Genomic DNA, 23552 nt, shown 5'->3' with positions numbered 1-23552 from the left:
CGGATTCCGCCTTCGGCGGATGCCGGCGGATGGCACGCCGGCGCACCCAGTAGGCGCTGTCGTACCTAGCGGTCGAGCACCGGGAGCACGATGCGGGACGGATGCTCCGCGGAGTGGTGGACCGCGTTTCGGGCCACCCGCCACTCGCTCTCGTCGTAGTTGTTGCCGCCCGTGTTCAGGTTGCGGTCGTAGCGCGGGAAGTTGCTGCTCGAGATCTCGATCCGCAGGCGGTGTCCGGCGCCGAAGACGTTGGCGGTGGCGAGCGGCCCGAGTCTCACCTCATAGACCTCTCCGGCTTCCATGCGGACGTCGCGGTCGAAGCCCTCGCGGTAGCGCATGCGCAGGATCGTGTCGTCCAGGTTGAAGGCGCGGCCGTCTGGATGCACATCGATCAGCTTGACCGTGAAGTCGGTGTCGGGCGCGTCGGACGAGACGTGCAGGACGACGTCGATCGATCCGACGACGGCCAGCGGCTCGTCAAACGGCTCCGTGGTGTAGACGAGCACGTCGGTGCGGGCCTCGACCGAGCGTTGATCGAACGAGCCGGGCTCGTACTCGCCCATGCAACAGAAGGCGCCGCCGTGGGTCGGCACCGGCGAGCCCGGGTCGTAGACGAACCGGTCGGCGTCGTCCCTGTCACCGCCGGTGTCCGCCGTCAGCCTGCCGTCGCCGGCAGCGCTGTTCGCGTTGCCGGCGCTGCCGAGGTAGAGGGTCATCGGCTCGACTTCGGCGGGCGGCCAGTCCTCTGCGTTCTGCCAGCCGTCCTCGCCCATCAGGAAGTAACGGACCTTGGCGTAGCGGTCTTCGAAGCCGTTCGCCTCCGGCTTCGTGAAGCGATCGAGGAAGCTCCAGAGCATCTCGTCGAAGCCGAAGTCCGTGTCGCCGAAGTTCCGTTCGCCGACGATCAGCGGGTTCGTCAGGCGGTACATGTTGCAGTGCAGGCTGGGCGCGATGACCATGTACTGGTGCTGGCGGACTTCTTCGTCGGCGTTGGCGCGAACGTGCTCGTAGAGCGCCAGGTTCGGCGATACGGACAGGTCGTACCAGGAGTTGGCCCAGAGCGCCGGCACGCCGAACGGTTCGTCGTCGTGGTAGAGGCCGCCCTCGTACCAGCCCGCGTCGTCCGGAGTGCGGGCCGCGAACTCGCCGAAGATCCCCTTCGGCCCGCCGACGGACTCCATGATCGTCTGGATGGGGAGATGCCAGAGCGCCTGCTTCCAGTCGACCTGGGGCATCTTCGCCGCGAGATCGAAGTAGGTCGCGAGCCGCTCCAGGTCCTCGCGGCTGGTTTCCGGCGGGAAGGTCGGGCGCTGGGTGTTTTGTTCGCCGAAGAGCCAGACGGCCATCGGAAGCTGGAGCGCGCCGCCGCGGTAGAAGTTCCCCTGCTCGTAGAACGGCCCCATGCGGCCGATGCCAGCGCCCTGGCCCATCGGCACGGCGGCGGCATGGGCGGGATGCCGCATCGCCGCCAGGCCCATCTGCCATTCCGCGGTCGACGAGCATCCGAGCGTTGCGACCTTGCCGTTGGACCACGGCTGATCGGCGATCCAGGTCAGCGCGTCGTAGCCGTCGGTACGAGGCTTGCCGAGGATCTCCCAATCGCCCTCCGAGAAGAACTTGCCGCGCTCGTTCTGGACGACGAAGGCGTATCCGCGCTCCACCGCGTCGAGTCCGAACTTGAGCAGCGCGCTCGGTCGCTCCAGGTTGGGCGGCGGCAGTGGACTGAAGTTGTAGGGCGTACGCCAGAAGATCGCCGGCACGGGACCCTGGGCATCGCGCGGCCGGTAGATTTCGGTGGCGAGGCGGACGCCGTCGCGCATCGGTACCATGACCATCCGATCGACTTCAGCCAGGCGGTGGAGGTCGGCCCGGCGCACCGGGTCCGGCGTCCGGTGGATCTGGCCGAGGACCGGGGAAGCGACCAGGGCGAGGGAGACAACAGCCGGCAGCAGCCTGATGAACGTTCGAATGTGGCGCATGATGACTTTCTCCGGGAGGGTGCGGCCTGGTGCCTTCCTGGCCGGCGCGAGCAGCCGTGTTGCTCCTCTGCTTCTTGCGCTGGGCATTCTGCCAGTTGCGACCGCTTCGGAGCCGGCGATCGACGAGCCCAGGCGCGTCGCCGTGCTGGTCGACGACGTCGATGACGAGCGGGTCGCGATGGTGGATGATGCCGTCTCGTTTTGGAACGCGGCGGTGTCGGATCTGGGACTGGCCGCACCGTTTTCGGAGCCGGGACACGAGACTCCGCCGGTAGGACTGCGGCCCTTCGAGAACTACGCCCACCAGCTCTCGCAGCTGGCCGGGCGCCTGCACTCGTCCGATCCGGGTCCGGCGCCGCCGGAAGCGCTCTTCCGGGTCGACGCGGAGGTCGTCGTGCTGCTCTCGGCCCAGAATCTCATGCCCTTGGCCTGGCCCTACGGCGACGATGGCCGCTATCTCGTCGCCATTCCCGCGGGCGACGAGCGCGACAATGTCGTGCGTAACGTGATCGCGCACGAACTCGGCCACGTTCTCGGGCTGAAGCACCTGCGGGAGCCGGGCGTGCTGATGTGCCAGCCCTGCGACACGTCGGCGAGGAGCGACAGCCAACCGCGATTCCTGCCGCTGACCGACCTCGACCGCGAGCGGTTGCGCAACTTTCTTGGAGGACCCGACCATGACGTCGACCTGGACCCGTAGACGCTTCATCGCGAGCGCCGCAGCCGCGGCAACTGGAGCAGGCCTCCATCGTTCGCCGGCCATCGCGGACGACGGCTGGCGCGCGGGACCGCTCCAGCATCTGATTCCGGCGGCCAACCACGACCGGGTGACGCTCAAGTGCTCCTTCGCCGAGTCCCTCGACTTCGTGCCGGAGCTGCGCATCGGCGGCCGCCTGGTCGCGGGCCGGAGCACAGACACGGAGAGGCGTTTCTTCTCCTTCGACGCGCCCGGCCTGGAACCGGACACGGAGTACACCCTGCAGCTTCTTGGCGGCGGGGAGACGCTGTGCGACCCGTGGCCGCTCCGCACCTTCCCGTCGCCCTCGGCCCAGCCCGAGTCGGTCCGGTTCCTCGCCTACACCTGCGCCGGCGGCCACCCCGAGTCGGGCTTCTTCCTGCCATTGGCGGTTCGCCGGAGACTCCTGCGCAGGGCCCTCTCGTTCCGGCCGAGGGCGCTGATCGCGATCGGCGATCACATCTACTGGGACCAGCGCACGGTGCTCTACAACCGGGGCGAGGAGCGGGGCCGGCGTTCCCGCGAGCTCTACGAACGGATCGGCTGGCTCGACCTGAGCCTGCCCGCGCTGGGAACGAGCAACGAGACCTCGCTCAAGGCGGCGGTCGGGCCGCAGGTCGCCGAGTTGTACGGCGTCATGTTGCGATCGACGCCTTCCTACTTCGTGAGCGACGACCACGACTACTACGAGAACGACGATGCCGATCCGCAGATGGTCACTCTGCCGCCCGACCGCTACCAGGTCGAGTTCGCCCGATTCACCCGCAACGCCTACCTGCCGGAGTTCCTGCCGGATGTGGAACGGCCGGTTGCAATGTCCGGTACGGGCGCCGGCGACCGGGAGCCCGGGATCTCCGAGGCCTTCGGCACGTTCCGGTACGGCCGGCTGGCCGAGGTCCTGATCTACGACTGTGCCCGCTACCTGTCGCTCAAGGGCGTCCATGCCGGCCTGGTGCCGCCGGAGACGGAACACTGGCTGCACCAGCGCACGCGGGACCAGGCCGTCGCGCAGTTGTTCCACGTTCCGTCGCACCCGTTCGGCTGGTCGGCCGGGAAGTGGCGCGAGTGGTATCCGGATGTCGCCGATCTCGACGACGGCGGTGCCACCGTCTCGCGCATCGGCGATTTTGCCGGCAGCAACTTCCGGCTGACGACGGAGCGCGAGAAGTACTTCTGGCAGGAGGGCTGGTGGAGGCAGCATCAGCGCCTGCTGGAGTCGCTGACGTCCCACCCGCAGCGGGCCGGCATCGTGCTCTCGGGCGACCTGCATGCGATCGGCCACTCCGTCCTCGAGCGGAGCGGCGGCATGGATCTCTCAGCCAACCCGGTTCATGCCGTGCTGACCGGTCCGCTGGGCACACTGACGGGCTGGCCGTCGGCGGCGCGGGGGACGCCGCCCATGGCTGCCACGGCGGTGGTTCAGGACGTGCGCGGCGAGACCTTCGAGAAGAACGGTTTCGCGCTCTTCGACGTGACGCCGTCGGAGGTCACCGTGCGGCTCTTCGCGTGGAAGACCGGGGAGCCCGAATCGGCGATCGACGACCTCGATCCCTACCACACGGCCGCTATCCGGCGAGGCTGAGCCGGGTTGGTCCGCTACTGTTCCGCGGATGTCTGAATCCGCCAATCGAAAGCGCCGCAGGCGGGGAGGACGCGGCCCCGGTCTGTTCACGCGGTTCCTGAACGTAGTCGAGTTCCTCGGCAACCTCTTGCCGCACCCGGTGACGCTGTTCGCGGTGCTGGCGCTGCTCATCCTGCTGGTTTCGGGCATGGCGGAAGTACTCGACTGGAAGGTGGCCGACCCGCGGCCGGCCGGTGTCTCGGGCCGCTCCGAAGACGGGATGATCCGCGCGGTCAGCCTGATGAACCCGGAGGGGATGCGGCGGATCGCCATGAACCTCGTGACGAACTTCACGGGTTTCGCACCGCTGGGTACGGTTCTGGTCGCCCTGCTCGGGGTCGGCGTGGCCGAGCGGTCGGGTCTTCTCGGGGCCCTGCTTCGGGCGCTGGTCCTGGGCGCTCCGCGAAACCTGCTGACCGCGGTCGTGGTGTTCGCGTCGGTCGTTTCCAATACGGCGTCCGAGATGGGCTACGTCGTGTTGATCCCACTGGCGGCGGTCGTGTTCCGCGCGGTCGGCCGTCATCCCCTGGCCGGGCTGGCCGCGGCGTTCGCCGGCGTTTCGGGGGGTTACTCGGCGAACGTGCTGATCGGCACCGTCGACCCGCTGCTCGCCGGGATCACGACCGAAGCGGCGCGCATCATCGATCCCTCCTACGCGCCCGGTGCGGCCAACGAGATCCCGGCGACCGCCAACTACCTGTTCATGTTCGTCAGCACCTTCATGATCACGGCGATCGGCACCCTGGTGACGACCCGGATCGTCGAGCCCAAGCTGGGCGTCTTCGATCCGGGGCGGGCGGCGGACGACCTGGAAGACCCGGAGGAGGGCCTGAAGACGCTGTCGAAGGAGGAGAAGCGGGGGCTGAAACTGGCGGGGGTGACCGTGCTGGTCATGCTCGGCGGGCTGGCCCTGCTCGCCCTGCCGGAGAACGGCTGGTTCCGCGATCCGGCGGCGAACGCGCTCCTGATCGACGATCTGCGGCCGATGCTGCGCAGCGTGGTGTCCCTGATCTTCGTCTTCTTCATCGTGCCTTCGATCGTCTACGGCCGCACCACCGGTTCGCTCAGGAACGACCGCGACGTGATCGACGGCATGGGCCGCTCGATGAGTTCTCTCGGCCCCTACCTGGTGCTCGTCTTCTTCGCCGCCCAGTTCGTCTCCTTCTTCAACTGGACGAACCTGGGGACGATTACCGCGGTCGTCGGTGCCGACTTGCTGACCCGGTTCGACCTGACCGGGCCGATCGTGTTCGTGCCGTTCATCCTGATGTGCTGCTTCGTCAACTTGATGCTCGGCAGCGCGTCGGCCCAGTGGGCGGTGACGGCGCCCATCTTCGTTCCCATGCTGATGACGGTCGGCTACAGCCCGGAGGTGATCCAGGCGGCGTACCGGATCGGCGACTCGACGACGAACATCATCACGCCGATGATGAGCTACTTCGGGCTCATCCTGGCGGTGGCGATGCGGTACGACCGGAAACTCGGAATCGGCACCCTGATCGCGACGATGATTCCGTACTCGATCACCTACCTGATCGGTTGGATCTCGCTGTTCTACCTCTGGGTGTTCGCCCTGGGTTTGCCGGTCGGTCCCGGGTCGCCGACCTACTACTCACCGTAGGGTCCTGCGGTGTCAAAAGTCCCTGCTACACTCGGCCGCTAGCCCTGAGAGAGAGCCCGCGCGGAGGGAGGGGATATCGCCATGGCTAGACCCGGACCAACGACGTTCGCCAAGCGCCAACGGGAAATCCGAAAACGTCAGAGGCGTCAGGAGAAGCTGGAGCGTCGCGCCCAGCGCAAACTGGACAAGGAACAGGCCGCGCTCGAAGCGCCCGAGGCAGTGCCCGGGGAGGATCCCGATATCGCCGGCATCGTGCCGGGCCCTCAGCCGCTGCCCGACTGGGACTGAACAGCGGGTCGTCGCCGCCGGTTCCAGCCGGTGGGCGGCCTGCTCGCTACTCGCCTCCGGTAGCGGCCGCCGCCTCGGCCTCCTTGGCGCGGGCACCCGAGAGGATGTTGAACAGGCCGTAGTTGCCCTCGTGGCAGGCGTACTCGAACAGCGCCTCACCCTTCTTCATCAGCAGACGGGCGGTGAAGGGGCGTGTGAAGGTCGCCGGGTCATTCACCGTGTACTCGTACATCAGCGTGTCCTCGTCCACGCGTCGGAACCTCTCCGTGACGTGCATCTCATAGGCGTCGCCCACGGCGCCGGCCACGCTGCCGCTGAAGCTGGAGACCAGATCGGAGAAGTTCTTCGTCTCGACGATCAGGGTGTCTCCTTCCCAACGACCGCGGGAGTCGCCCATCCACTGCCGCACCGAGTCGGGAAGGTGGGCGCGGCCATCGAGGGGAATGATCCGACTGTCGTGGACCATCTCGTTCAGGATCGCCACGTGGTTCGCGGACTGAAAGATCTGGATGTTCTGGTTGTAGCCCCCGGGCGTGATCGGGGGGCCTGCGTTGAAGCCCAGGATGCAGCGCTCGGATAGTCCGCGGTCCTCGTAGCTGTCGAGTCCGACACCACCTACGCGGAGCCGGACCGGGCGGTCGATCGGCTTGTCATCACCTCGCGTCTGGCGCTTGACGTCGGGGAGAGTGTCAGGAAGCCGGCCGTTCGGCGGGTCGATGATCAGCGACGTCCGGAGATCCTCGACGACCCTGGCGCCGCGGTCGAACCAGAAGTTGTTGTAGCCGCCCACCGGGTCTCCGGCCTTGAGTTTCCGCTTCTCCGGGTCGCTTGGCGCATCGGCGGCCCGCGCCCGCTCGACGGCCGCCGTCTCGATCTCCGCGGCCCTGGCCTCGTCGATCGTCGCTTCCTGGTCCTCGGGTCGCTGGAGCGGTGTCAGCGTGCGAAAGTCCCAGACCCCCGAAATGTCGGGCTTGCCGTCGGCTGCGAGCGGCGGGGTCCAGCCGGCCGCTTCCTGAGCGACGAGGGAGGGAGTGGCGACAAGGAACACGAGCGCCGCGAGGACGGGAATCGACCGGTTGCGGAGACGAGTGGTTCGGTGGCGACGCATGTCGTGCCTCCTTCTTCTGTCGGCTTTGCCGCCGAGTCTACTGCGCCGTCCTGGTGCGCTGCGGGCCTAACCCCCTGCGGCCTCGGCGGTCTCGGCCGGCGCGCTGAACAGCCGCTCGACGTGGGATTCAGGCAGTGGCTGCGTCAGCTTGGAGACGACATAGGTCCCGGCGATGGAGACGACCTCGCCGACCACCGCGCACGAGTACGGATTGATCTGGTAGTGCGCGAGCCACTCTGCTACGCCCGACAGCGGACCGAGCGAGCCGGGGTCGACGATCATCCACGGCAGGCCGCTACGCAGCAGAACGAAGGTGAGCATGCCGCTGACGAGGCCCGTGTAGGCGCCGGCCAGAGTGACGCCGCGCCAGAGGCCTCCGACCACCAGCGGGCCGGCGAAGGCGGCCATCATGCCGCCGGTGCCGACCCAGACCAGGAGGGCGATGTTCATGTCCTGCATCGCCCAGGCCAGCCAGGTACACAGCACCAGGACGATGACCGTGCTCCAGCGGCTGATCACGAGGACGCGGCGATCGAGTTCCTTGTCGTTCAGGTCGGGGCTGTACTTGGGAACGATCGAGCGCCGGTAGATGTCGTTGGCGACGATCTGCGATGACGAGACGACGAGGCCGTCCGCGGTCGACATGATCGCCGCCAGGATGCCGACGCCGATCAGGGCCGCCAGCCAGGTCGGGAACAGCTCGATGAAGAGCGCTGGCAGCGCCTCGTTCGAGTTGCGCCCGGCCTCCATGAGTTCGGTGCCGAGGACGCCGCGGGCGAGGATGCCGCCCAGGCCCAGCATGCCCATCGTCAGACCGACCGCGAAGGCGAGCTTGACGAAGCGCATCCGGTCGCCGTCGTTCTTGAGCGCCCACACCTTGTTGCCGATGTGGGGCAGCATGCCGAGCGGAATGTGGGCGAACAGGACGCAGGCAATGGCCCACCAGGAGTCGTACAGGGAGTTCGACCTGTTCAGCGGCCCGACCAGGTTCGGATCCTGCTCGCGCAGATTGCTGACGAGGGCGCCGAGCCCGCCGTCCATCCCGGAGGCGAACAGGAACATGACGATCACCACGATCGCGACGCCGAGCATCATCATCCCCTGGACGCCATCGGTGATGATGTCGGCGTGGGCGCCGCCGAGGACGACGTAGACGAGAAGGACGCCGGAAGTGATGATCAGCGCCGTCAGCGGCTCGAGCCCGAGCATCGTCTCGAACATGACCAGCCCCGATACGAGTTGTGCGGCGATGTAGAAGAACAGCACCAGGGAGAAGACCGAGACCAGCAGCCGCACGCCGTCGCTCTGGTAGCGGTCGCCCAGGTACTCCGGGATCGAACGGTTTCCGAACTTGTGGCCGGAGTTGGCGACCAGCCTGATCGTGATCAGGACTCCGAAGTACACCCCCATCGGATAGAGGAACTTGCCCCAGACGCTGGCCATCCCGAAGTCGTAGCCGAGGCCGGGGCTGCCGAGGAAGGTGGCGCCGCTGGCGGTCGTGGCGGCGAAGGCCAGGGCGAGGAAGTACGGGCCGTAGCTGCTGCGGGCGGTGGCGAAGTCGTCCGCGTTGCTGATTCGCCGGCTGGCGATCCAGCCGAACGTGAGCATGCCGACGATGTAGAGGATGAGGAACATCCACGACCAGGCAAACAGACTCATCGACTACCTCCTCGACGGTTCGTGGGGTTCTTGGCCGGGCGCGTGCCGGCGGAGCGGCTCAGTCGACAATCGCTTCGTACGCGAGGCGCTTGCTGGCCCACCGCGCGGCTGAGGACGCCTGGAAGTCGCGGCTCTGGATCATGCCGACAACGACCAGGTCCTGGATCGGGTTGATACCGAACCAGGTGCCGCCGATCCCGTACCACCAGTACTCGCCCCTGGCGCGCTCATGGTCGGTCGCCGGGTTCGGATCGGTGACGATCGAGAAGTCCAGGCCGAAGCGGTTGCCGCGGTAGAGCGGACCCATGTCGGTGACGCCTTCGGGCAGGTGGTCGGTGTGCATCAGCTTTACCGTCTCCGGCTTCAGGATGCGGACACCGTCCAGTTCGCCACCGTTCGCCAGCATCTGGGCGAAGCGCATGTAGTCGGTCGCGGTGCCGACGAGGCCGCCGCCGCCGGAGAGAAACTTCGGCTTCTGGAGGTACTGGCCATTGGGCGGACTGACCAGCTTGCCCTCGGCGTTCGGCGTGTAGATCCGCGAGAAGCGGTCCGCCTTGCCCGGCTCCACCCAGAAAGCGGTGTCCTTCATGCCCAGGGGCCCGAAGAGCCGCTCGTTCAGGACCTCGTCGAGCGGCTTGCCGGCGAGCACCTCGAGCACATAGCCCTGGACGTCGACGGCGACGCTGTAGTGCCACATCGAGCCGGGCTGCTGGCGGAGCGGGATCTTCGCCAGCTTATCGATCATGTCCTTCAGGTTCTGGTTCGGGTCCGTGATGATGCCCGCCTTCGTGTAGAGCGTGTCCACCTGGGACCGCGAGAACAGCCCGTAGGTCAGTCCGGCCGTGTGGTTCATCAGTTCCCGCATCGTCATCGGATGATCGGCGTCTTCCGTGATCGGGTTGCCGTCGGGACCGTCCTCCTTCGCGACCTTGAGGCCCTTGAACTCGGGAATCAACTTCGATACAGGGTCGTCGAGCGCGAAGCGGCCCTCGTCGTAGTAGGTCATCATTGCGACCCCGACGATCGGCTTGGTCATCGAGTAGATCCGGAAGATCGTGTCCTTCTCGATGGGAACGCCGTTCTCGATGTCCCGCTTGCCGTAGGCGTCGAAGTGGACCACCTTGCCCTTGCGCGAGACCATCGTGACGACGCCGGCGAGCTTGCCGCCGTCGACCATGCCGTGCATCGCCTCGTTGAGCTTCTTGAGGCCGGCCGGATCCATGCCGACGTCGGCCGGCTTGGCGTGCTGCAGTTCCGGCTCGGCGGCGTACGCCGGCGCGAGAACGAAGACCGCCAGCAGCAGGGCAGCGGCGGCGGTGGCGAGCGGGGCGTACTGCCCCCGAGGACGCAATCGGATCACGCGTGGTTCCTCCTTACGGGGTTGGGCGGAGCGTCGGCGAGAGTACTACGGTTTGCCGAGGCGCAAGCCCGGAATGAGGCAGGGAGTGGAGGCCTTGTACTCCGGGTACGACGGATACCTGGCGGCCGAGATGGACTCCGCGAGCGGTATTGACCCGACGACGAGGCCGATCAGTCCCAGACAGCCGAAACCGGTCCAGTGGAGCCACTCGCCCGACGCCGCGACGGCGAACAGGTAGAAAGCACACCACATGCCCATCTCGCACAGGTAGTTCGGATGGCGGCAGATTCGGAAGAGGCCGCGATTCATGAACGGTTGAGCGACTTCCTCGCCGGCCGCGACCCGGCGTTTCTTGTCCTGCTGGAAGGCCCACATCTGCTCGTCGGCGACGGTCTCGCCGATCAGGAGGAGAAGGAACAGCCCGGCGGCGACGAAGTCGAGTCCGCCCAGCGGCGTGTCCCCCGCCTCCCAGGCCGCGTGGATCGGCGACGTGAACCACCAGATCAGCAGCATCTGGCCGGGCGCGATGATCGTCGCGTTCATGACCTGGATGGCGACGGGGCCGAAGCGCTCCCTGACGGTGGCCCAGCGGTAGTCCTCGCCGCCCTTCCAGTAGCCCCCCTTGCGGGCGAAGTTGAAGGTGAGGCGTAGCCCCCAGAGCAGCACGAGGAGGGTCATCACGTTGACTCGCGAGAACTCGAAGTCCGTGGAGAAGGCCACGATCAGGCAGTAGACGGGCGGGCAGATCGACCAGAGGCGGTCCACCCAGGAGTACTCGCGGGTGATGACCGAGGTGAGCCAGCACAGGATCGCCAGGATCACGTACAGGTCGAGCGCGGCGCCCATCGGCGTGCCGACGAGCGGGTGGGGGATGAAGTTGATGTCCGGCATGGGCTCGTTCCTCCTGCCTCAGTCGCCCGATCCGGAACCGGTCGGGGTGCCCGACGCGCTCTGCCCGATCGCCTCCCGCTCCAGCAGCCTGGCGCCACGCATGATGTTGCCGAAGGAGTAGTTCCCCTCGTGGCAGGCGTACTCGTAGAGCTTGTTCGGGGTCGCCGGCCACGGGTACTCGCCGCTCCAGGCGGTCTCGTGGGCGGGATCCTCGACCGTGAACTCGTAGCGCAGGTTCTCGGCGTCGATGCGGCTGAACCGTTCCGTCACCCGCATGTCGCGCGAACCACGCGAGACCGAGCCGGGGATCTCCCGGAAGTTCGTCGTCTCGACGACGAGCGTGTCTCCCTCCCACCAGCCGATCGAGTCGCCGCTCCACTTCCGGATCGTGTCCGGCAGGTGCTCGGAGTCGAGCCGGATGATCCGTACGTCGTGCATCCACTCGATCAGGATCATCACGTGGGTGTCCGTCTGCACGATCGTCTTCAGGTTGTTGTACATGCCCGGCATGGACGGAGGGCCGGAGGCGCCACGGGTCAGGATGCAGCGTTCGGCGAGGGGCCTCAGTTCGTGATCGTCATAGGGGCCCACGGGAAGGTCCAGCCACCAGGCCGTGCCCGTGTTCTCGTGCCGGAAGGGTGCCACTCGCTGGCTTCGTTCCTCTCCGAGTGCGCTGAGCGGCGGATAGCGGCCGTCCGGCGGATCCGTGATGATCGACGTGCGGTACTTGCCGTCGAGCAGGAAGGCGCCCGTGCCGATGTCGACGAAGAAGGCGTTGTAACCGCCGACCTTGCCGGCCGCCCCCGTGAACTCCGGCGCGTAGATGCCGGTCCCGCCCACCGGAGGCGCTTCACGGTCCGGGTCGCTCGGCGCGTGGTCCTTGTCGAAGTTCGTCTCCCAGTGCTCGGCGAGCGCCGCGGCTTCCTCCGGCGTCAGTTCGAGCCGATCGCCGAACCGTTCGGGCCGCTGCGCCGGCGTCAGGGTCGCGATGTCGTAGGTGCCGGAGAGATCTGGGCGTCCATCGTGCCGCCGCGGGATCTCCTGCGCGTCCGCGGCGGATGCCGCGAACATCATGAGCGCTGCGGCCGCGGCGATCACCACGAGTGCTCCTACCGACACCAGGGCGGTGCCCCAGACCCTCCAGAACGAAGACCTCCGCCGTCTGATCTGCATTCGGACCTCCCACTGCGATGTCGTGTATGTGCCGTGAGTCTACCGGGCTGCGAAAGTCGCCGATCTGTGACATCCTCCGCCCCGGCAACAGCGAAGCCGAACGACGACACGGAAGCCGGACGAAGAAGATGACCGAGAAGAGCAGTCAACTCAGCTGGACGCGGTGGATTTCGCTCGCCGTGGTGGGCGTCGGCCTGCCGGTCGCGGCCTGGCGGAGGTCCCTGGCCGGCCCGGTCGACCTCCCGGTCCTCGCCGATGTGTTGACGACCATCTTCTACATCGTCGTTCTGGGCTGCCTTGGTGTCGTGCTGGCGGTGTCGCTGCCCCGATCGCGGTAGGACGCGCCGCGCCAGGACGGCCTCTGTGACATCCTCTCGGGGTGCCGATGACAGTCGAGCAGACCAGAGATGCACGGATGGTGCTCTGGGGCTGCAGCACGTCGCGGACGCTCCGCGCTCACTGGGCGCTCGCTGAGCTGGAACTGGACTACGAGCACCGGCCGATCGGTCCGCGGACGGGCGAAACGCAGACCGACGAGTTCACCAGGCTCAATCCGCGGCAGAAGATCCCGCTGCTCCAGGATGGCGATCTCGTGCTCGCCGAGAGCGCCGCGATCGTCAACTACCTGGCCGCGGAGTACGGCCAGCCGGACGGACTGATTCCAGACGCCGGTACGGAGGCGCGGGCGCGCTACGACCAGTGGTCGTTCTTCGTGATGATGGAGCTCGACGCTCACACGCTCTACGTGATCCGCAAGCACCGCGACCTCGCGTACCTCTACGGCGAGGCGCCGGCGGCGATTCAGACCGCGAGCGAGGGCTTCGCCAAGCAGTCGGCGGTGGCGGAACTCGAGTTCGCCGACGGGCGGGAGTTCCTGCTCGGTGACCGGTTCACCAGTGTCGACATCCTGCTAGGCAGTTGCCTGGACTGGGCGGTTGCCTACGGCGAGCCGATCGGTCCGCGGCTTTCTGCTTATCGCGATCGTCTGAACTCGCGCCCCGCCTATCTCCACGCTGTGCAGGCGAACTTCTTCACCAGGCCCGAACTGCTGCCGCCGTCTCTACGCGGCGAGGGAGCGACGGCCAACTTGCCCTGAGCGGACAGGCACTAGAGGAGGTCCCACCCTATGTCCCCGCTTGCCATCAAGATCATCGCCGGCGTGTCGATCTTCGGGATCGCCATCGTCGGCGGAATGATCCCCATCCTCGTCGCGAGGCAGCAGGCCAGCCGACGATACCTCTCCTTGGGCAACGCGCTGGCGGGCGGCATCTTCCTCGGCGTCGGGTTCGTCCACCTGCTGCCCGAAGCCGATGAAGCGCTCCGGAACGTGGTCGACTATCCCCTGGCGCCCCTGCTCGCGGCGCTCGGAGTCGGTCTGCTGCTGTTGATCGACCGGGTCGTCCTCGAAGGCCGCAACTCGATGCTGGGCCAGGAAGAGGAGCGGACGAGGCCGCCCTTCTACGCCTTCGTCCTGCTGATCGTGCTGTCCGTGCACTCGATCATCGCGGGGATGGCTCTTGGCCTTCAGCCCGAAGCCGCGGCTGCCCTGGTCGTCATGCTGGGCATCCTGTTCCACAAGGGTTCCGCCGCCTTCGCCCTGATCGTCACCGCCCACTCCGCGGGCAACCGGAAGCTGTGGCAGACGTTGTGGCTCTTCTCGGTCATGACGCCGCTCGGGATCGTCTTCGGCACCGTGGCGGGACAGGTGTTCGAGGGGAGAACGGCCCTGATCTTCGAGGGGAGCTTCAATGCGATCGCGGCCGGCACGTTCATCTACGTGGCGGTGATGGACGTGCTCGACGCGGAGATGTCGAGGGAGCGGGACCGGATCGCGCACTACGTGCGGAGTTCCCTGATGGGCGAGGACGACGTGCCGATGCCCGAACAGGATCGGGACCGGGCGCTCAAGTTCGCGCTCGTGATGATCGGCATCGCGACGATGGCGGTGATGGGCCTCTGGCATCAGCACTCGCACCTCGGCCACTCGCATGACGACGGCCACGATCACGGTGTACACGAGCAGCACGAGCATGCCGGGGACGACGAGGCTGCTCACGACCACGATGACGAGGCTGGGCATGCCGACGATGGGGAGGCCGGTCACGACCACGACGACGAGGCCGATCACGAGGATCACGACGGGCACGATGAAGAGGACGGCGACGCTGGTCATGACGAGCATGACCACGACGACCACGCGGCCGGGGCGCTACGGCCGGAAGCAGGTGCGCTGGCCGTCGAGCGACTCGGTGTCCGTGCCGAACTCGCCGGAGGCTTCGGCCCCGTTCTCTCGTAGCACGAAGGCGACCAGGTCGGCTGAGGCCGCCGGGCCAATCGTTCCTTCCCGGCCCTGCGGCATCGTCTCGCGGATCGTCCGGTAGAGCCCGCTGGCGGCCCGGTTCGACCAGTAGCTCACGAAGCTGCGACCTGCGATCGCGGCCCCTTGGGTGCCACCGCGGAGAGTGGGCCCGTGGCATTCCGCGCACTGTTCCTGGTAGAGGGCGGCGCCGCGCTCGGCCTGCTCCGCTGAGAACGTAGCGCAGGGCGCCGACGCCTCGAGGAGTGGAGCGTCGATCATGACCATGGGCGGCGGTTCGGCGGCCGCCGCCGTGACGGTCGGCTTCTCGATCGGACCGCGCCCGGCCGTGTCGGACAGTTTGAAGGCGTAGAGCAGGTTGGAGCCGGAGCGCGCGTTCTTGTTTCCCAGACGGTTGAAGAGCCCGCTCAGCAGGTCGCCGCCGCCCGCCGTCACCGCGACGTACTGCTCGCCGTCCACGGCGAAGCTGACGGGGAAGCCGCTCACCGGTCCGCCCAGCACGGTCTGCCAGAGGATGTCTCCGGTCGCGGCGTCGAAGGCGCGGAACCGGCGGTTCGTGTTTCCGGCGAAGACCAGCCCGCCGCCGGTCGTCAACACCGACATCATGCCGGCGGGTTCCTCGAACCGCCAGAGGGACTCGCCGGTGCGAGCCGAGACGGCATCCAGGCGCCCGACCGTCGTCTTGTTCGGCGCCAGCCGCATGTTGAAGCTGATGCCGTAGCCCTGGGGCGGTCCAACGCCTGTGCCGGTGATCGTCGGCGACATGCAGACGTCCTGGAGCGGCGCGTAGACGGCCTCGGTCATCGGGCTATAGGCCGCGGTCGGCCAGTCCTTGCCGCCGCTCGCCGCCGGGCAGACGACGCCGTACTCCTCGTCTCGGGCCTTCGGGATGACTTCCTCGTTCACCGTGACCGTGCCGGTGTGCGGGTCGATGTGGGTGATCACGTTCTGGAAGACCGTCTCTCGCGCCCACAGGAACTCACCGGTCTCCCGGTCGAGGGTCCAGAAGACCGCGGTCTTGCCGGGGAAGCCGGTCATCACGCGCCGCCGTTCGCCCGGCTCCAGCGCCGGGTTGATGGACCAGACGGCTTCCTCGTCCGGCTCCATCTCCAGATCGACGAGGATGCGCTCGAAGGGATGGTCGAGGTCCCAGTTGTCTCGCGGCAGATGCTGGAAGTACCACGCCAGCTCGCCGGTGTCGGGCTTGAGCGCCAGTGTGCTGTTCGAGTAGAGGAGGGACCCAGCCCCGCTGCCGCGCAGCACCTCGGGAGAGGGCGCCGGCACGGACGTGCCCCAGTAGACGAGGTCGAGTTCGGGGTCGTAGGAACCGACATGCCAGGCGCCGACGTGGAACCGGCGCTCGAGCGGCAGCCCGCCCCAGGTCTCGTCGCCCGGCTCGCCGGGGCGCGGGATCGTGTGGAAGCGCCACAGCTCCCGGCCGTCCTCGGCGTCGTGCGCCGTGAGGTAGCAGCCGCCCGCGACGGACATGTTGCAGGAACGCCCGCTGATCACCTTGCCGTTCGCGATGATCGGGCCGGACGAGTGGGCGATCCGGCTGTCGCCGACCCGAGTTTCCCACACCAACTCGCCGGTGTTCGCGTCCAGACGGATGATGAACGCGTCCATCGTGGCGACGAACAGGCCGTCCTGCCAGATCGCGATGTTCCGGGTGATCCGTCCCAGGCCCTGGCCGAAGCGGCGCTCCGGGTCCGCCCCTTCAGGATCCAGGTAGTTGTGCTCCCGGCGGTACTCCCAGATCAGATCGCCGGTCCGCGCGTCGAGGGCGTGGATCACGTCGCCCGTCTGCGGCAGGTAGACGATGCCGCCTCGCACCAGGGGCGTCGCCTCGTTCGGTCCGTCCTCCATTGGGGCCGCCCAGGCGAAGTCGAGCTGGCCGACGGTTTCGGTGTTCACGGCGTCGAGGGCGCTGTACGCCCAGGCGGACAGGTTGCCGCGGAAGCTCAGCCAGTCGCCGTTGGGCGTGGCTGCGAGTTCGGCGTCGGTGACCGGCTCGATCAGCGGGCCGGCCCCGGAACTCTGGCCGGAGACGGCCGCGGCGGCCGTCAGACAGACGATCCCCGCCGCGAGCGCGGTGCTACGGCGCACGCTCCTTAGTCTCCGCCACCGGTGGCCGGTGCGACCGTCACGTGCTCTTCGTAGTCCTCCTCGGACAGAAAGACGAAGTTCGTCCAGCCGATCGCCATGTCGTCGACGGTCCGGTTGCCCCAGCCGACCCAGGCGGTCGGGTCCGGGTTGTAGGGGTTGTTCTCCGAGTTGTCGTGGTACGAGGTCACGTGGAGCACGGTGCCGGCCGGGAACACGGGCGGGTGCTTGTACGGGTAAGCGACCTGCCAGTTGAAGTCGTAGTTCTGGATGCGGGTGAGCAGTTCGCGGCGGCCGTCGGGGTGGATCGCTTCGAGTTCCATGCCCTTGCCCCGGTAGTGCATGTGGGCCTGGAAGCTGATCAACTGGATTGGCCGGTCGAGCACGCGGTAGCCGTCGTGCCGCACGTTGTCGGCGCCGGGTGGAATCGAGAGCTCGTTGTTGCGCCACCCGCGGTTGCTAGGCAGGCCGGCGAACAGGCGGGTGGAAACGATCCGGTGCTTGGGCACCACGCCGCGGGGATAGAAGCCAAAGCCGATCTGCTGGCGGTCCCGGATCTCCTCGCCGATCGAGTGGTAGTGGCCGCTGAAGCGGATCTTGGCACCGGCCATCAGCAGCTTGCCGGTGTTCTCGGCATAGACGTCGCCCGTGTTGCCTACGGCGTACTCGATGAGCAGCGAGCCGACCGGGTTCCCATCGGCGTCGCGGCGGTTCGGGTCGTCGTCGCGCTCGAAGAAGTCTTCGCCGACGTACTCCGCGTCGTCCTGGATCGCGTAGACCATCGTGTGGTGGACGGTCGCGCGTCCCGCCTTGCTCGGTTTGACCTCGATCCAGCGGATGTAGCGGTCCTCGGTGAGACCGGTGTCGGCGATGAAGCTGACGAACAGGTCGGGCCCTTCGGGGGGTACGACCATGTCCTCCTGCATCTCGACCACCAGGTCGGGCTCGCCGTACTCCCAGGCGTCGCCTTCGGGCCACTCGATCGGCGCCGGCAGGTCGGCCGGATTGCCGCGCGGAGCGCCGCCGTCGACCCAGGCCATGACCAGGGCGATCTCCTCGTCGCTCAGGCTCGGGTCAGGTTCGTACACGCCGATCGTGCGGTCGATGTGCCAGGGCGGCATCTGTCGGGACTCGACGCGGCGCTTGATGGACCGCGCCCAGGGCCGGATCTGCTCGTAGGTGAGCAGCGACATCGGCGCGGCGGTCTCGGGCCGGTGGCAGCGCTGGCAGGAGCGCTGGAAGATCGGCGCGATGTCGCGGCTGAAAGTCGGCGTGTCCGCATCGGCCGCGGCGGCTGGCGATGCCGCAGGAACCGCAAGAAGGGCGATGAGCGGAATCGCCGCTGTCGTCGTTGCTCCGAGAGTACGCTTCATGGTTCGCTCCCACTGGTGGCCGGTGCGGGCTGGACGCAGACACCACGCTCGGCGGCGGCGGTGTCGATCTGCCTGGCCCGGTGGTAGGCCATCGAGATGTTCTCGATCAGGTAGAGGGTATCGATTCCCCCGCGCTCCGTCGTCTTCTCGGTGTGCTCGCCCGAGGTGATCGTCCACTGCAGGTTGCCCTTGTAGTCAGCCGGGAGCACGATCAGGCAGACGTTGCGCTGCCGGCCGGGTTCGAAGACGGTCGGTTGGCCGCGGTCGGCGGGCCCGGGGTCGAAGCCGTTCGCTTCGCCAGCCGGGATCTCGACCGCGACCGCGTTGTGGTTGAAGTAGCCGAACACGAGAACCGCGGTGCCGTCGTCGTTCGGCACATAGCCCTCGTAGACGGGGTAGATCGGACGCGTCGGCTGCGCCCAGGTCGCCGAGGCGACCGTGGCCGCGACGAGCACGATGGCGGGAAGGGCGGTGCGGCGCCAACCCATGATCAGGGATACGTGTAACCGGCCTGGAGTCCGAGCGGGATGCCGAGCAGCCAGTAGCCGATCAGGAACAGCGTCCAGGTGATCAACAGGGTCACGGCGTACGGGATCATCAGGGACAGGACGGTGCCGATGCCTGCCTTCTTCACGTAGCGCTGGCAGAAGACGACGACGAGCGGGAAGTAGGGCATCAGCGGCGTCACGATGTTCGTCACGCTGTCGCCGACACGGTAGGCGGCCTGCGTCAGCTCGGGCGAGATGCCCAGGTTCATCAGCATCGGCACGAAGATGACCGAGAGAACCGCCCACTTGGCCGAGGCGGAGCCGACGAACAGGTTGACGACCGCGGACAGCAGAATGATCCCGACGACGGTGGCCTGCGCCGGCAGCCCGAGATCGCGGAGGAAGTTCGCGCCCTTGAGCGCGATGAGCAGGCCGACGTTCGAGCTGCTGAACGCGGCGATGAACTGGGCGGCGAAGAAGGCCATGACCAGGTAGTAGGCCATCGTGCGCATCGCGTCGCTCATGCCGTCGACGATGTCCCGGTGGGTCTTCACCGTGCCGGCGACGTAGCCGTGGACGACGCCGGGAATCAGGAAGAAGACGAAGATCAGGGGCACCAGCATCTGCATCAGCGGCGCCGAGAACGCGGTCAGCTCACCGGCCTCGCTGCGAAGCGGCGACGTGTCGGGCCACGCCCAGATCAGCAGGACGACGAGGCCGAGCACAAGGGACCCCATGCCGGCGAGGAAACCGCGGCGGTCCTTCCGACTCGGTTCCTCCATCTTCGGCATCTCTTCCGGATCGCCGTCGATCTCGGTGCCGCGGAGTCGCGGCTCGATCACCCGGTCGGTCAGGTACCAGCCGACGCCGATCACGAGGACCGACGAGACGGCAGTGAACGCCAGGTTGCAGAGCGGATTGACGAGCTTCTCGGGATCGAGGATCTGCGCCGCGGACTGGGTGAAGCCCTGCAGCAGCGGGTCAATTCCGGAGGGGATGAAGTTGGCCGAGAAGCCGCCGGAGACGCCGGCAAAGGCGGCCGAGATGCCGGCCAGGGGATGGCGGCCGGCGGCGTAGAAGATGACGCCGCCGAGCGGGATGACCAGGACGTAACCCGCGTCCGCGGCGGTGTGGCTGACGATCGCCGCCAGAATCAGCATCGGCGTGAGCAGGCTCCTTGGCGTGAAGCCGAGGATCAACCGCAGGCCGGTGTTGATGAAGCCGGTCTTCTCGGCCACGCCGACACCGAGCAGCGCGACGAGCACCACACCCAACGGAGCGAACCCGGTGAAAGTGGTGACCAGGCGCGCCATGAACGTCGCCATCGCCTCGCCGGTGAGCTGATTCTGAATACGTACCGGCTCCCCGGTGACCGGGTGGACGTCCGCGAATTGGACCGGCGCCAGCACCGCCGAAGCGATCCAGGTCAGGAACAGCAGCAGCAGGAAGAGGATCGCCGGATCCGGCAGCTTGTTGCCGACGACCTCGATGGCGGTCAGAACCCGGTTGAGGAAGCCCTTGGGTCTACCGTTGTCCGCCTTCCGACCCTCGCCGTTCGCTTTCGCCATACGCGGGTTCCTCCCTGCTGCTCCCTGTGGACGGAAGGGTCATCTTACTGGGTGCGCCGGCCTGTAGCCGCGGGTCTTCTGACCCGCGGAGAAGGACTCGCGCTGCCGCGGAGCGGCGTGCGCGGGCTTCACACGACGATCCGTGCCACCCGCTCCACGAACCAGAACGCCGCGATGATCCCGGTGGCGTAGATCGGCGTCCGCAGGATGAGCTCCGGCACGACGATCCCCACCCGCTTGACGACGGCGACCGCTGCCAGCACGACCGCGACGACCAGGAGCTGCCCCACCTCGACACCGACGTTGAAGAGGAACAGGGCCAGGGCGATCGCCCGCTGCGGCAAACCGATCTCGGCCAGGGCGCCGGCGAAGCCGAAGCCGTGGAGCAGGCCGAACGCGAAGGCGATCAGCCACGGACTCTTCGTCGTGATCGGTGACCGCTTCTCCTCGGGCCGCAGCAGCTCGACCGCCAGGAACAGGATGGACAGGGCGATCACCGCCTCGACCGGCGCGGAGGAGAGCTTCACGACATCCAGGGAGGAAAGCGCCAGGGTGATGCTGTGAGCGAGCGTGAACGAGGTGATCACGCCGACCAGGCGCCACGGGCTGCGGACGTAGAAGAGCAGGCCGATGACGAACAGGATGTGGTCGAAGCCGAAGACCAGGTGTTCGACGCCGAGCCGGAAGTAGGGCAGGGCGTTGCCGGCGGCCTCCCGGTCGACGGTGACCGTGGGCGCCTCGGGGCGCAGCAGTTGGGTCAGGCTGTCGCCGTTCTCGAAGCTGATGCGGAGCAGGACATCGGTCAGCGTGCGTTCGAGCCCGGCGATCCCGAAGATGTCGCCGTGGAACGTGCGGTCCGGATCGACGCCTTCCTCCGCGCAGTCGACGGTCCAGCGCTCGAGCAGCGCGCCGGCCAGGTTCTCGGGCGGCTGCCTCGCGATCTCCGTGCAGTACTCGGGGAGGACCGGGTCGAGCAGCAGCAGGAGCGCGCCGCGTCGCGGCTGTTTCCAGACGACCTCGAAGCGGCCGGCCTCGACCTCGTTCAGTTCGAGGTAGCCGGGACGGACCTCGTGGCCGTTCGCGGGAACCGCCGTCAAGAGGCCGAAGAAGACTGTCGCCAGGACCAGGAGGCTGCAGACTGGGTGCGCCGGCGTCCACGCCGGCTGCCGCCGCAGGCGGCCAAGTTGTCGCACCGGCCGCGAGGCCGGCGTCCGCTTCGACGGCCGGCTCAGGGCTCGTCTCCGTCAGCGCCCGAATCGCCGCCTTCGAGTTCGGAGATGAAGTCGAGTGCTTCGATCTCGACCCGGTAGCGCTCACGCAGGCGTTCGTGGGCCTCCCGGTTCGCCGCGTCGCGGGCGTCGCGTCTGGCGTCCTCGAGGACACGTCGGCGGACCTCCTCGAACACGGCCGGCTTCGCTTCGGTGCGGGCGGAGAGGCGGACGACGTGGAAGCCGTACGCGGACTCGACCGGACCGGCCCATTCTCCGACCGGCAGGCTTGCCAGGCCGTCCACGAAGGCGCCGCCGAACAGTTCGGCGAGATCGACAGCGGTGCGGCGGCCGTATTCGCGGCGCAGCATGAAGGGGTCGCCGAGCCGGCGCCAGAGCGTGTTCTCGGGCGCGGCGGTGTTTCCCTCTGCCCGAAGCTGCTCGAGGATCTCCTCGGCCACGCGCGCCGCCTCCTCGTCGCTACCGCGGCGGTCCGGGCTGACGTACACGTGACGGAGCGTGAACCGCTGCGCGTCGCCGTAGCGATCCGCGTTCTCTTCGAAGTAGCCGGCGAGATCGGCGTCGGAAACCTCGTCGACCACGATCGTGTCCTCGATCAGGAAGGACATCTTCTGCGCCAGGCGCCGGCGGACGATCGTGTCGTCCTGATCGAGCCCCATGCGTGCCGCTTCCCGCACCAGGATCTCCTCGCGGACGTGGTCTTCGACCAGGGAGTCCAGCTCGGCGGCGGTGGGCAGGCGACCGATCTGGGCGCTCCAGAGGTCCGCGAGCCGGATGACCTGTTCGCGGGTGACGAGGATCGAGCGGCTCTCCGGATCGAAGACGCCGCCGGCCATGCGATCGAGTCCGAACACGGCCACGCCGATGACCAGGAAGATCAGCAAGGGGTCGCGGAGAAACCTGCGCAGTCGGGAGTCGGGCATGGCGGGGAATACTACGCTCTTGGTGCCGGCAGTCACGGAAACGAGGATAGGAGCATCGTGATGGGGAAGAGAACGAGGTTGTGGCCTGTGCTTCCAGCTTTGCTGGCGGTGTCCCTGCCGGCTGCGGGACAGCCGGAGGCCGGTGCCGCCGGCGAGCGCGAGAAGGTGCTGTTCGACTGCGACATCGGTTCGGATATCGACGACGCCTACGCGATGGCGCTGCTCCTGGCCAGCCCGGAGATCGAACTTGTCGGCGTCACCGTCGGACACGCGCGCACCGCCGACCGGGCCTTCCTGGCGCTCCGGATGCTCTGGGAGACGGGGCTCGACCACATCCCCGTGCACGTCGGCCGGGAGACGCCCCTGGTCACGCTGCGCGACGGGGCGCCCCACGAGCAGTTCAGCGAGGCGCCGTACAACCGGCAGTTCCACTGGGGTCGTGGTTTCGACGAGGTGCAGCCGCGAGCGCAGCCGGCAGCGGAGTTCATCGTCGAGACCCTCGCGGCCCATCCGGGCGAGATCACGCTGCTCACCGTCGGCCCGGTCACGAACATCGGCGACGCCCTGGAGATCGACCCGAACGTGCTGAAGAACGCGAAGCGCGTCGTCTCGATGTACGGCTCGATCCGCTCCGGCTACGACGGCGGCGACGCGCAGCGCGAGTGGAACGTCCTCGCCGATGCGGCGTCCTCGAAGCGGTTCGACGCCGCGGTGCAGGCCGGAGGCACGAACGTCGTCTACATCCCCCTCGACGTGACGGACCACGTCCGCCTCGACGCGGACCGGCGCCTCCATCTCCACATGCGCGGCACACCGCTGACGAGCGCGGTTACCTCGCTCTACTCCCTGTGGCGGAACGAGGAAAGGAACCAGACCACGCCGCGCCTGTTCGATGCGGTGGCGGTCGGCTACATCCTCTGGCCTGACCTGTTCGGCGTCGAACACGGCCGCGTCACCGTCGACGAACGGAGCATGACCCTGTTCGAACCGGGCGCCGAGCCGACCTCGACCGTGGCCCTGGAGATCGACGACGCCGGGTTCATCGAGCGGATGGTCCTTCGCTTCCTGGAGCAGAACCTCCATCGCTAAAGACTGGGTGGACCGGTACCGGCCGG

The 23552-nt window shown here is 67.6% G+C and carries 20 protein-coding genes; 8 read left to right on the top strand and 12 right to left on the bottom strand.

Annotated elements, in window-relative coordinates; all coding sequences use genetic code 11:
* Positions 1-65: 65 nt before the first annotated feature.
* Entirely contained in the window at positions 66-1979 is a 1914-nt protein-coding gene (locus OXG83_09895; protein ID MCY3965343.1) for a CocE/NonD family hydrolase, read from the bottom strand.
* Between OXG83_09895 and OXG83_09890 the strand changes: the two genes are divergently transcribed.
* From OXG83_09890 to OXG83_09875, 4 genes are all read left to right on the top strand, one after another.
* Positions 1957-2679, top strand: coding sequence for a matrixin family metalloprotease (locus tag OXG83_09890; GenBank protein MCY3965342.1), 723 nt, complete (start codon positions 1957-1959; stop codon positions 2677-2679). The two genes, OXG83_09895 and OXG83_09890, sit on opposite strands and share 23 nt — an antisense overlap.
* The gene (locus OXG83_09885; protein MCY3965341.1) at positions 2657-4297 is read left to right on the top strand and encodes a hypothetical protein; all 1641 of its coding nucleotides are present in this window, start codon (positions 2657-2659) and stop codon (positions 4295-4297) included. The genes OXG83_09890 and OXG83_09885 overlap by 23 nt, the downstream gene beginning before the upstream one ends.
* A gap of 28 nt (positions 4298-4325) precedes the next feature.
* Entirely contained in the window at positions 4326-5957 is a 1632-nt protein-coding gene (locus tag OXG83_09880) for an AbgT family transporter (GenBank protein ID MCY3965340.1), read from the top strand.
* An 81-nt stretch (positions 5958-6038) separates the two neighbouring features.
* A complete protein-coding gene (locus OXG83_09875) occupies positions 6039-6245 on the top strand; it encodes a hypothetical protein (protein ID MCY3965339.1) in 207 nt (68 codons plus the stop codon).
* A gap of 46 nt (positions 6246-6291) precedes the next feature.
* On the opposite strand, the gene OXG83_09870 is transcribed toward OXG83_09875, so the two are convergent.
* The 5 genes from OXG83_09870 to OXG83_09850 form a co-directional block, all read right to left on the bottom strand.
* Positions 6292-7353 (bottom strand): hypothetical protein, encoded by a 1062-nt coding sequence (locus OXG83_09870; protein MCY3965338.1) that lies wholly within the window; start codon positions 7351-7353, stop codon positions 6292-6294.
* Between the two features lie 66 nt (positions 7354-7419).
* Entirely contained in the window at positions 7420-9012 is a 1593-nt protein-coding gene (locus OXG83_09865) for a sodium:solute symporter family protein (GenBank protein MCY3965337.1), read from the bottom strand.
* A 58-nt stretch (positions 9013-9070) separates the two neighbouring features.
* Positions 9071-10372 carry a serine hydrolase gene (locus OXG83_09860; protein MCY3965336.1) on the bottom strand — a complete coding sequence of 434 codons (1302 nt, stop codon included), beginning with the start codon at positions 10370-10372 and terminating at the stop codon, positions 9071-9073.
* 45 nt (positions 10373-10417) lie between these two features.
* The gene (locus OXG83_09855) at positions 10418-11263 is read right to left on the bottom strand and encodes a DUF1295 domain-containing protein (protein MCY3965335.1); all 846 of its coding nucleotides are present in this window, start codon (positions 11261-11263) and stop codon (positions 10418-10420) included.
* 18 nt (positions 11264-11281) lie between these two features.
* On the bottom strand, positions 11282-12436 hold the full coding sequence (locus tag OXG83_09850; GenBank protein ID MCY3965334.1) for a hypothetical protein: 1155 nt from the start codon (positions 12434-12436) through the stop codon (positions 11282-11284).
* A 128-nt stretch (positions 12437-12564) separates the two neighbouring features.
* On the opposite strand from OXG83_09850, the gene OXG83_09845 reads away from it, so the two are divergent.
* From OXG83_09845 to OXG83_09835, 3 genes are read left to right on the top strand one after another with little or no spacing between them, the layout of a single operon-like run.
* On the top strand, positions 12565-12774 hold the full coding sequence (locus tag OXG83_09845) for a hypothetical protein (GenBank protein ID MCY3965333.1): 210 nt from the start codon (positions 12565-12567) through the stop codon (positions 12772-12774).
* Between the two features lie 47 nt (positions 12775-12821).
* Positions 12822-13532: a glutathione S-transferase family protein gene (locus OXG83_09840; GenBank protein MCY3965332.1), complete on the top strand. Its 711-nt coding sequence runs from the start codon at positions 12822-12824 to the stop codon at positions 13530-13532.
* 30 nt (positions 13533-13562) lie between these two features.
* The gene (locus tag OXG83_09835; protein MCY3965331.1) at positions 13563-14732 is read left to right on the top strand and encodes a ZIP family metal transporter; all 1170 of its coding nucleotides are present in this window, start codon (positions 13563-13565) and stop codon (positions 14730-14732) included.
* Here the strand turns inward: OXG83_09835 and OXG83_09830 are convergent.
* The 6 genes from OXG83_09830 to OXG83_09805 all read right to left on the bottom strand — a co-directional run bounded on the left by OXG83_09830 (position 14646) and on the right by OXG83_09805 (position 22437).
* Positions 14646-16859, bottom strand: a complete 2214-nt coding sequence (locus OXG83_09830) for a PQQ-binding-like beta-propeller repeat protein (protein ID MCY3965330.1) — start codon at positions 16857-16859, stop codon at positions 14646-14648. The two genes, OXG83_09835 and OXG83_09830, sit on opposite strands and share 87 nt — an antisense overlap.
* A 5-nt stretch (positions 16860-16864) precedes the next feature.
* Entirely contained in the window at positions 16865-18229 is a 1365-nt protein-coding gene (locus tag OXG83_09825) for a hypothetical protein (protein MCY3965329.1), read from the bottom strand.
* The gene (locus tag OXG83_09820; protein MCY3965328.1) at positions 18226-18717 is read right to left on the bottom strand and encodes a hypothetical protein; all 492 of its coding nucleotides are present in this window, start codon (positions 18715-18717) and stop codon (positions 18226-18228) included. The genes OXG83_09825 and OXG83_09820 overlap by 4 nt, the downstream gene beginning before the upstream one ends.
* A gap of 2 nt (positions 18718-18719) precedes the next feature.
* Positions 18720-20285, bottom strand: a complete 1566-nt coding sequence (locus OXG83_09815; GenBank protein ID MCY3965327.1) for an AbgT family transporter — start codon at positions 20283-20285, stop codon at positions 18720-18722.
* A 128-nt stretch (positions 20286-20413) separates the two neighbouring features.
* Positions 20414-21382 carry a HupE/UreJ family protein gene (locus OXG83_09810; protein ID MCY3965326.1) on the bottom strand — a complete coding sequence of 323 codons (969 nt, stop codon included), beginning with the start codon at positions 21380-21382 and terminating at the stop codon, positions 20414-20416.
* A gap of 131 nt (positions 21383-21513) precedes the next feature.
* Entirely contained in the window at positions 21514-22437 is a 924-nt protein-coding gene (locus tag OXG83_09805; GenBank protein MCY3965325.1) for a peptidylprolyl isomerase, read from the bottom strand.
* An 87-nt stretch (positions 22438-22524) separates the two neighbouring features.
* On the opposite strand from OXG83_09805, the gene OXG83_09800 reads away from it, so the two are divergent.
* Positions 22525-23526 (top strand): nucleoside hydrolase, encoded by a 1002-nt coding sequence (locus tag OXG83_09800; protein MCY3965324.1) that lies wholly within the window; start codon positions 22525-22527, stop codon positions 23524-23526.
* Positions 23527-23552: the final 26 nt, after the last annotated feature.

The sequence above is a fragment of the Acidobacteriota bacterium genome (genome assembly GCA_026707545.1).
In the GTDB taxonomy this organism is placed as follows: domain Bacteria; phylum Acidobacteriota; class Thermoanaerobaculia; order Multivoradales; family Multivoraceae; genus Multivorans.
Note: the sequence above shows the minus strand (reverse complement) of the source record. Positions and strands in the feature narration are given on the sequence as shown.

Coding starts and splice junctions, on each gene's coding strand:
- OXG83_09890 (MCY3965342.1), top strand. CDS start 1,957: ATGAACGTTCGAATGTGGCGCATGATGACTTTCTCCGGGAGGGTGCGG.
- OXG83_09895 (MCY3965343.1), bottom strand. CDS start 1,979: ATGCGCCACATTCGAACGTTCATCAGGCTGCTGCCGGCTGTTGTCTCC.
- OXG83_09885 (MCY3965341.1), top strand. CDS start 2,657: ATGACGTCGACCTGGACCCGTAGACGCTTCATCGCGAGCGCCGCAGCC.
- OXG83_09880 (MCY3965340.1), top strand. CDS start 4,326: ATGTCTGAATCCGCCAATCGAAAGCGCCGCAGGCGGGGAGGACGCGGC.
- OXG83_09875 (MCY3965339.1), top strand. CDS start 6,039: ATGGCTAGACCCGGACCAACGACGTTCGCCAAGCGCCAACGGGAAATC.
- OXG83_09870 (MCY3965338.1), bottom strand. CDS start 7,353: ATGCGTCGCCACCGAACCACTCGTCTCCGCAACCGGTCGATTCCCGTC.
- OXG83_09865 (MCY3965337.1), bottom strand. CDS start 9,012: ATGAGTCTGTTTGCCTGGTCGTGGATGTTCCTCATCCTCTACATCGTC.
- OXG83_09855 (MCY3965335.1), bottom strand. CDS start 11,263: ATGCCGGACATCAACTTCATCCCCCACCCGCTCGTCGGCACGCCGATG.
- OXG83_09850 (MCY3965334.1), bottom strand. CDS start 12,436: ATGCAGATCAGACGGCGGAGGTCTTCGTTCTGGAGGGTCTGGGGCACC.
- OXG83_09845 (MCY3965333.1), top strand. CDS start 12,565: ATGACCGAGAAGAGCAGTCAACTCAGCTGGACGCGGTGGATTTCGCTC.
- OXG83_09840 (MCY3965332.1), top strand. CDS start 12,822: ATGACAGTCGAGCAGACCAGAGATGCACGGATGGTGCTCTGGGGCTGC.
- OXG83_09835 (MCY3965331.1), top strand. CDS start 13,563: ATGTCCCCGCTTGCCATCAAGATCATCGCCGGCGTGTCGATCTTCGGG.
- OXG83_09825 (MCY3965329.1), bottom strand. CDS start 18,229: ATGAAGCGTACTCTCGGAGCAACGACGACAGCGGCGATTCCGCTCATC.
- OXG83_09820 (MCY3965328.1), bottom strand. CDS start 18,717: ATGGGTTGGCGCCGCACCGCCCTTCCCGCCATCGTGCTCGTCGCGGCC.
- OXG83_09815 (MCY3965327.1), bottom strand. CDS start 20,285: ATGGCGAAAGCGAACGGCGAGGGTCGGAAGGCGGACAACGGTAGACCC.
- OXG83_09805 (MCY3965325.1), bottom strand. CDS start 22,437: ATGCCCGACTCCCGACTGCGCAGGTTTCTCCGCGACCCCTTGCTGATC.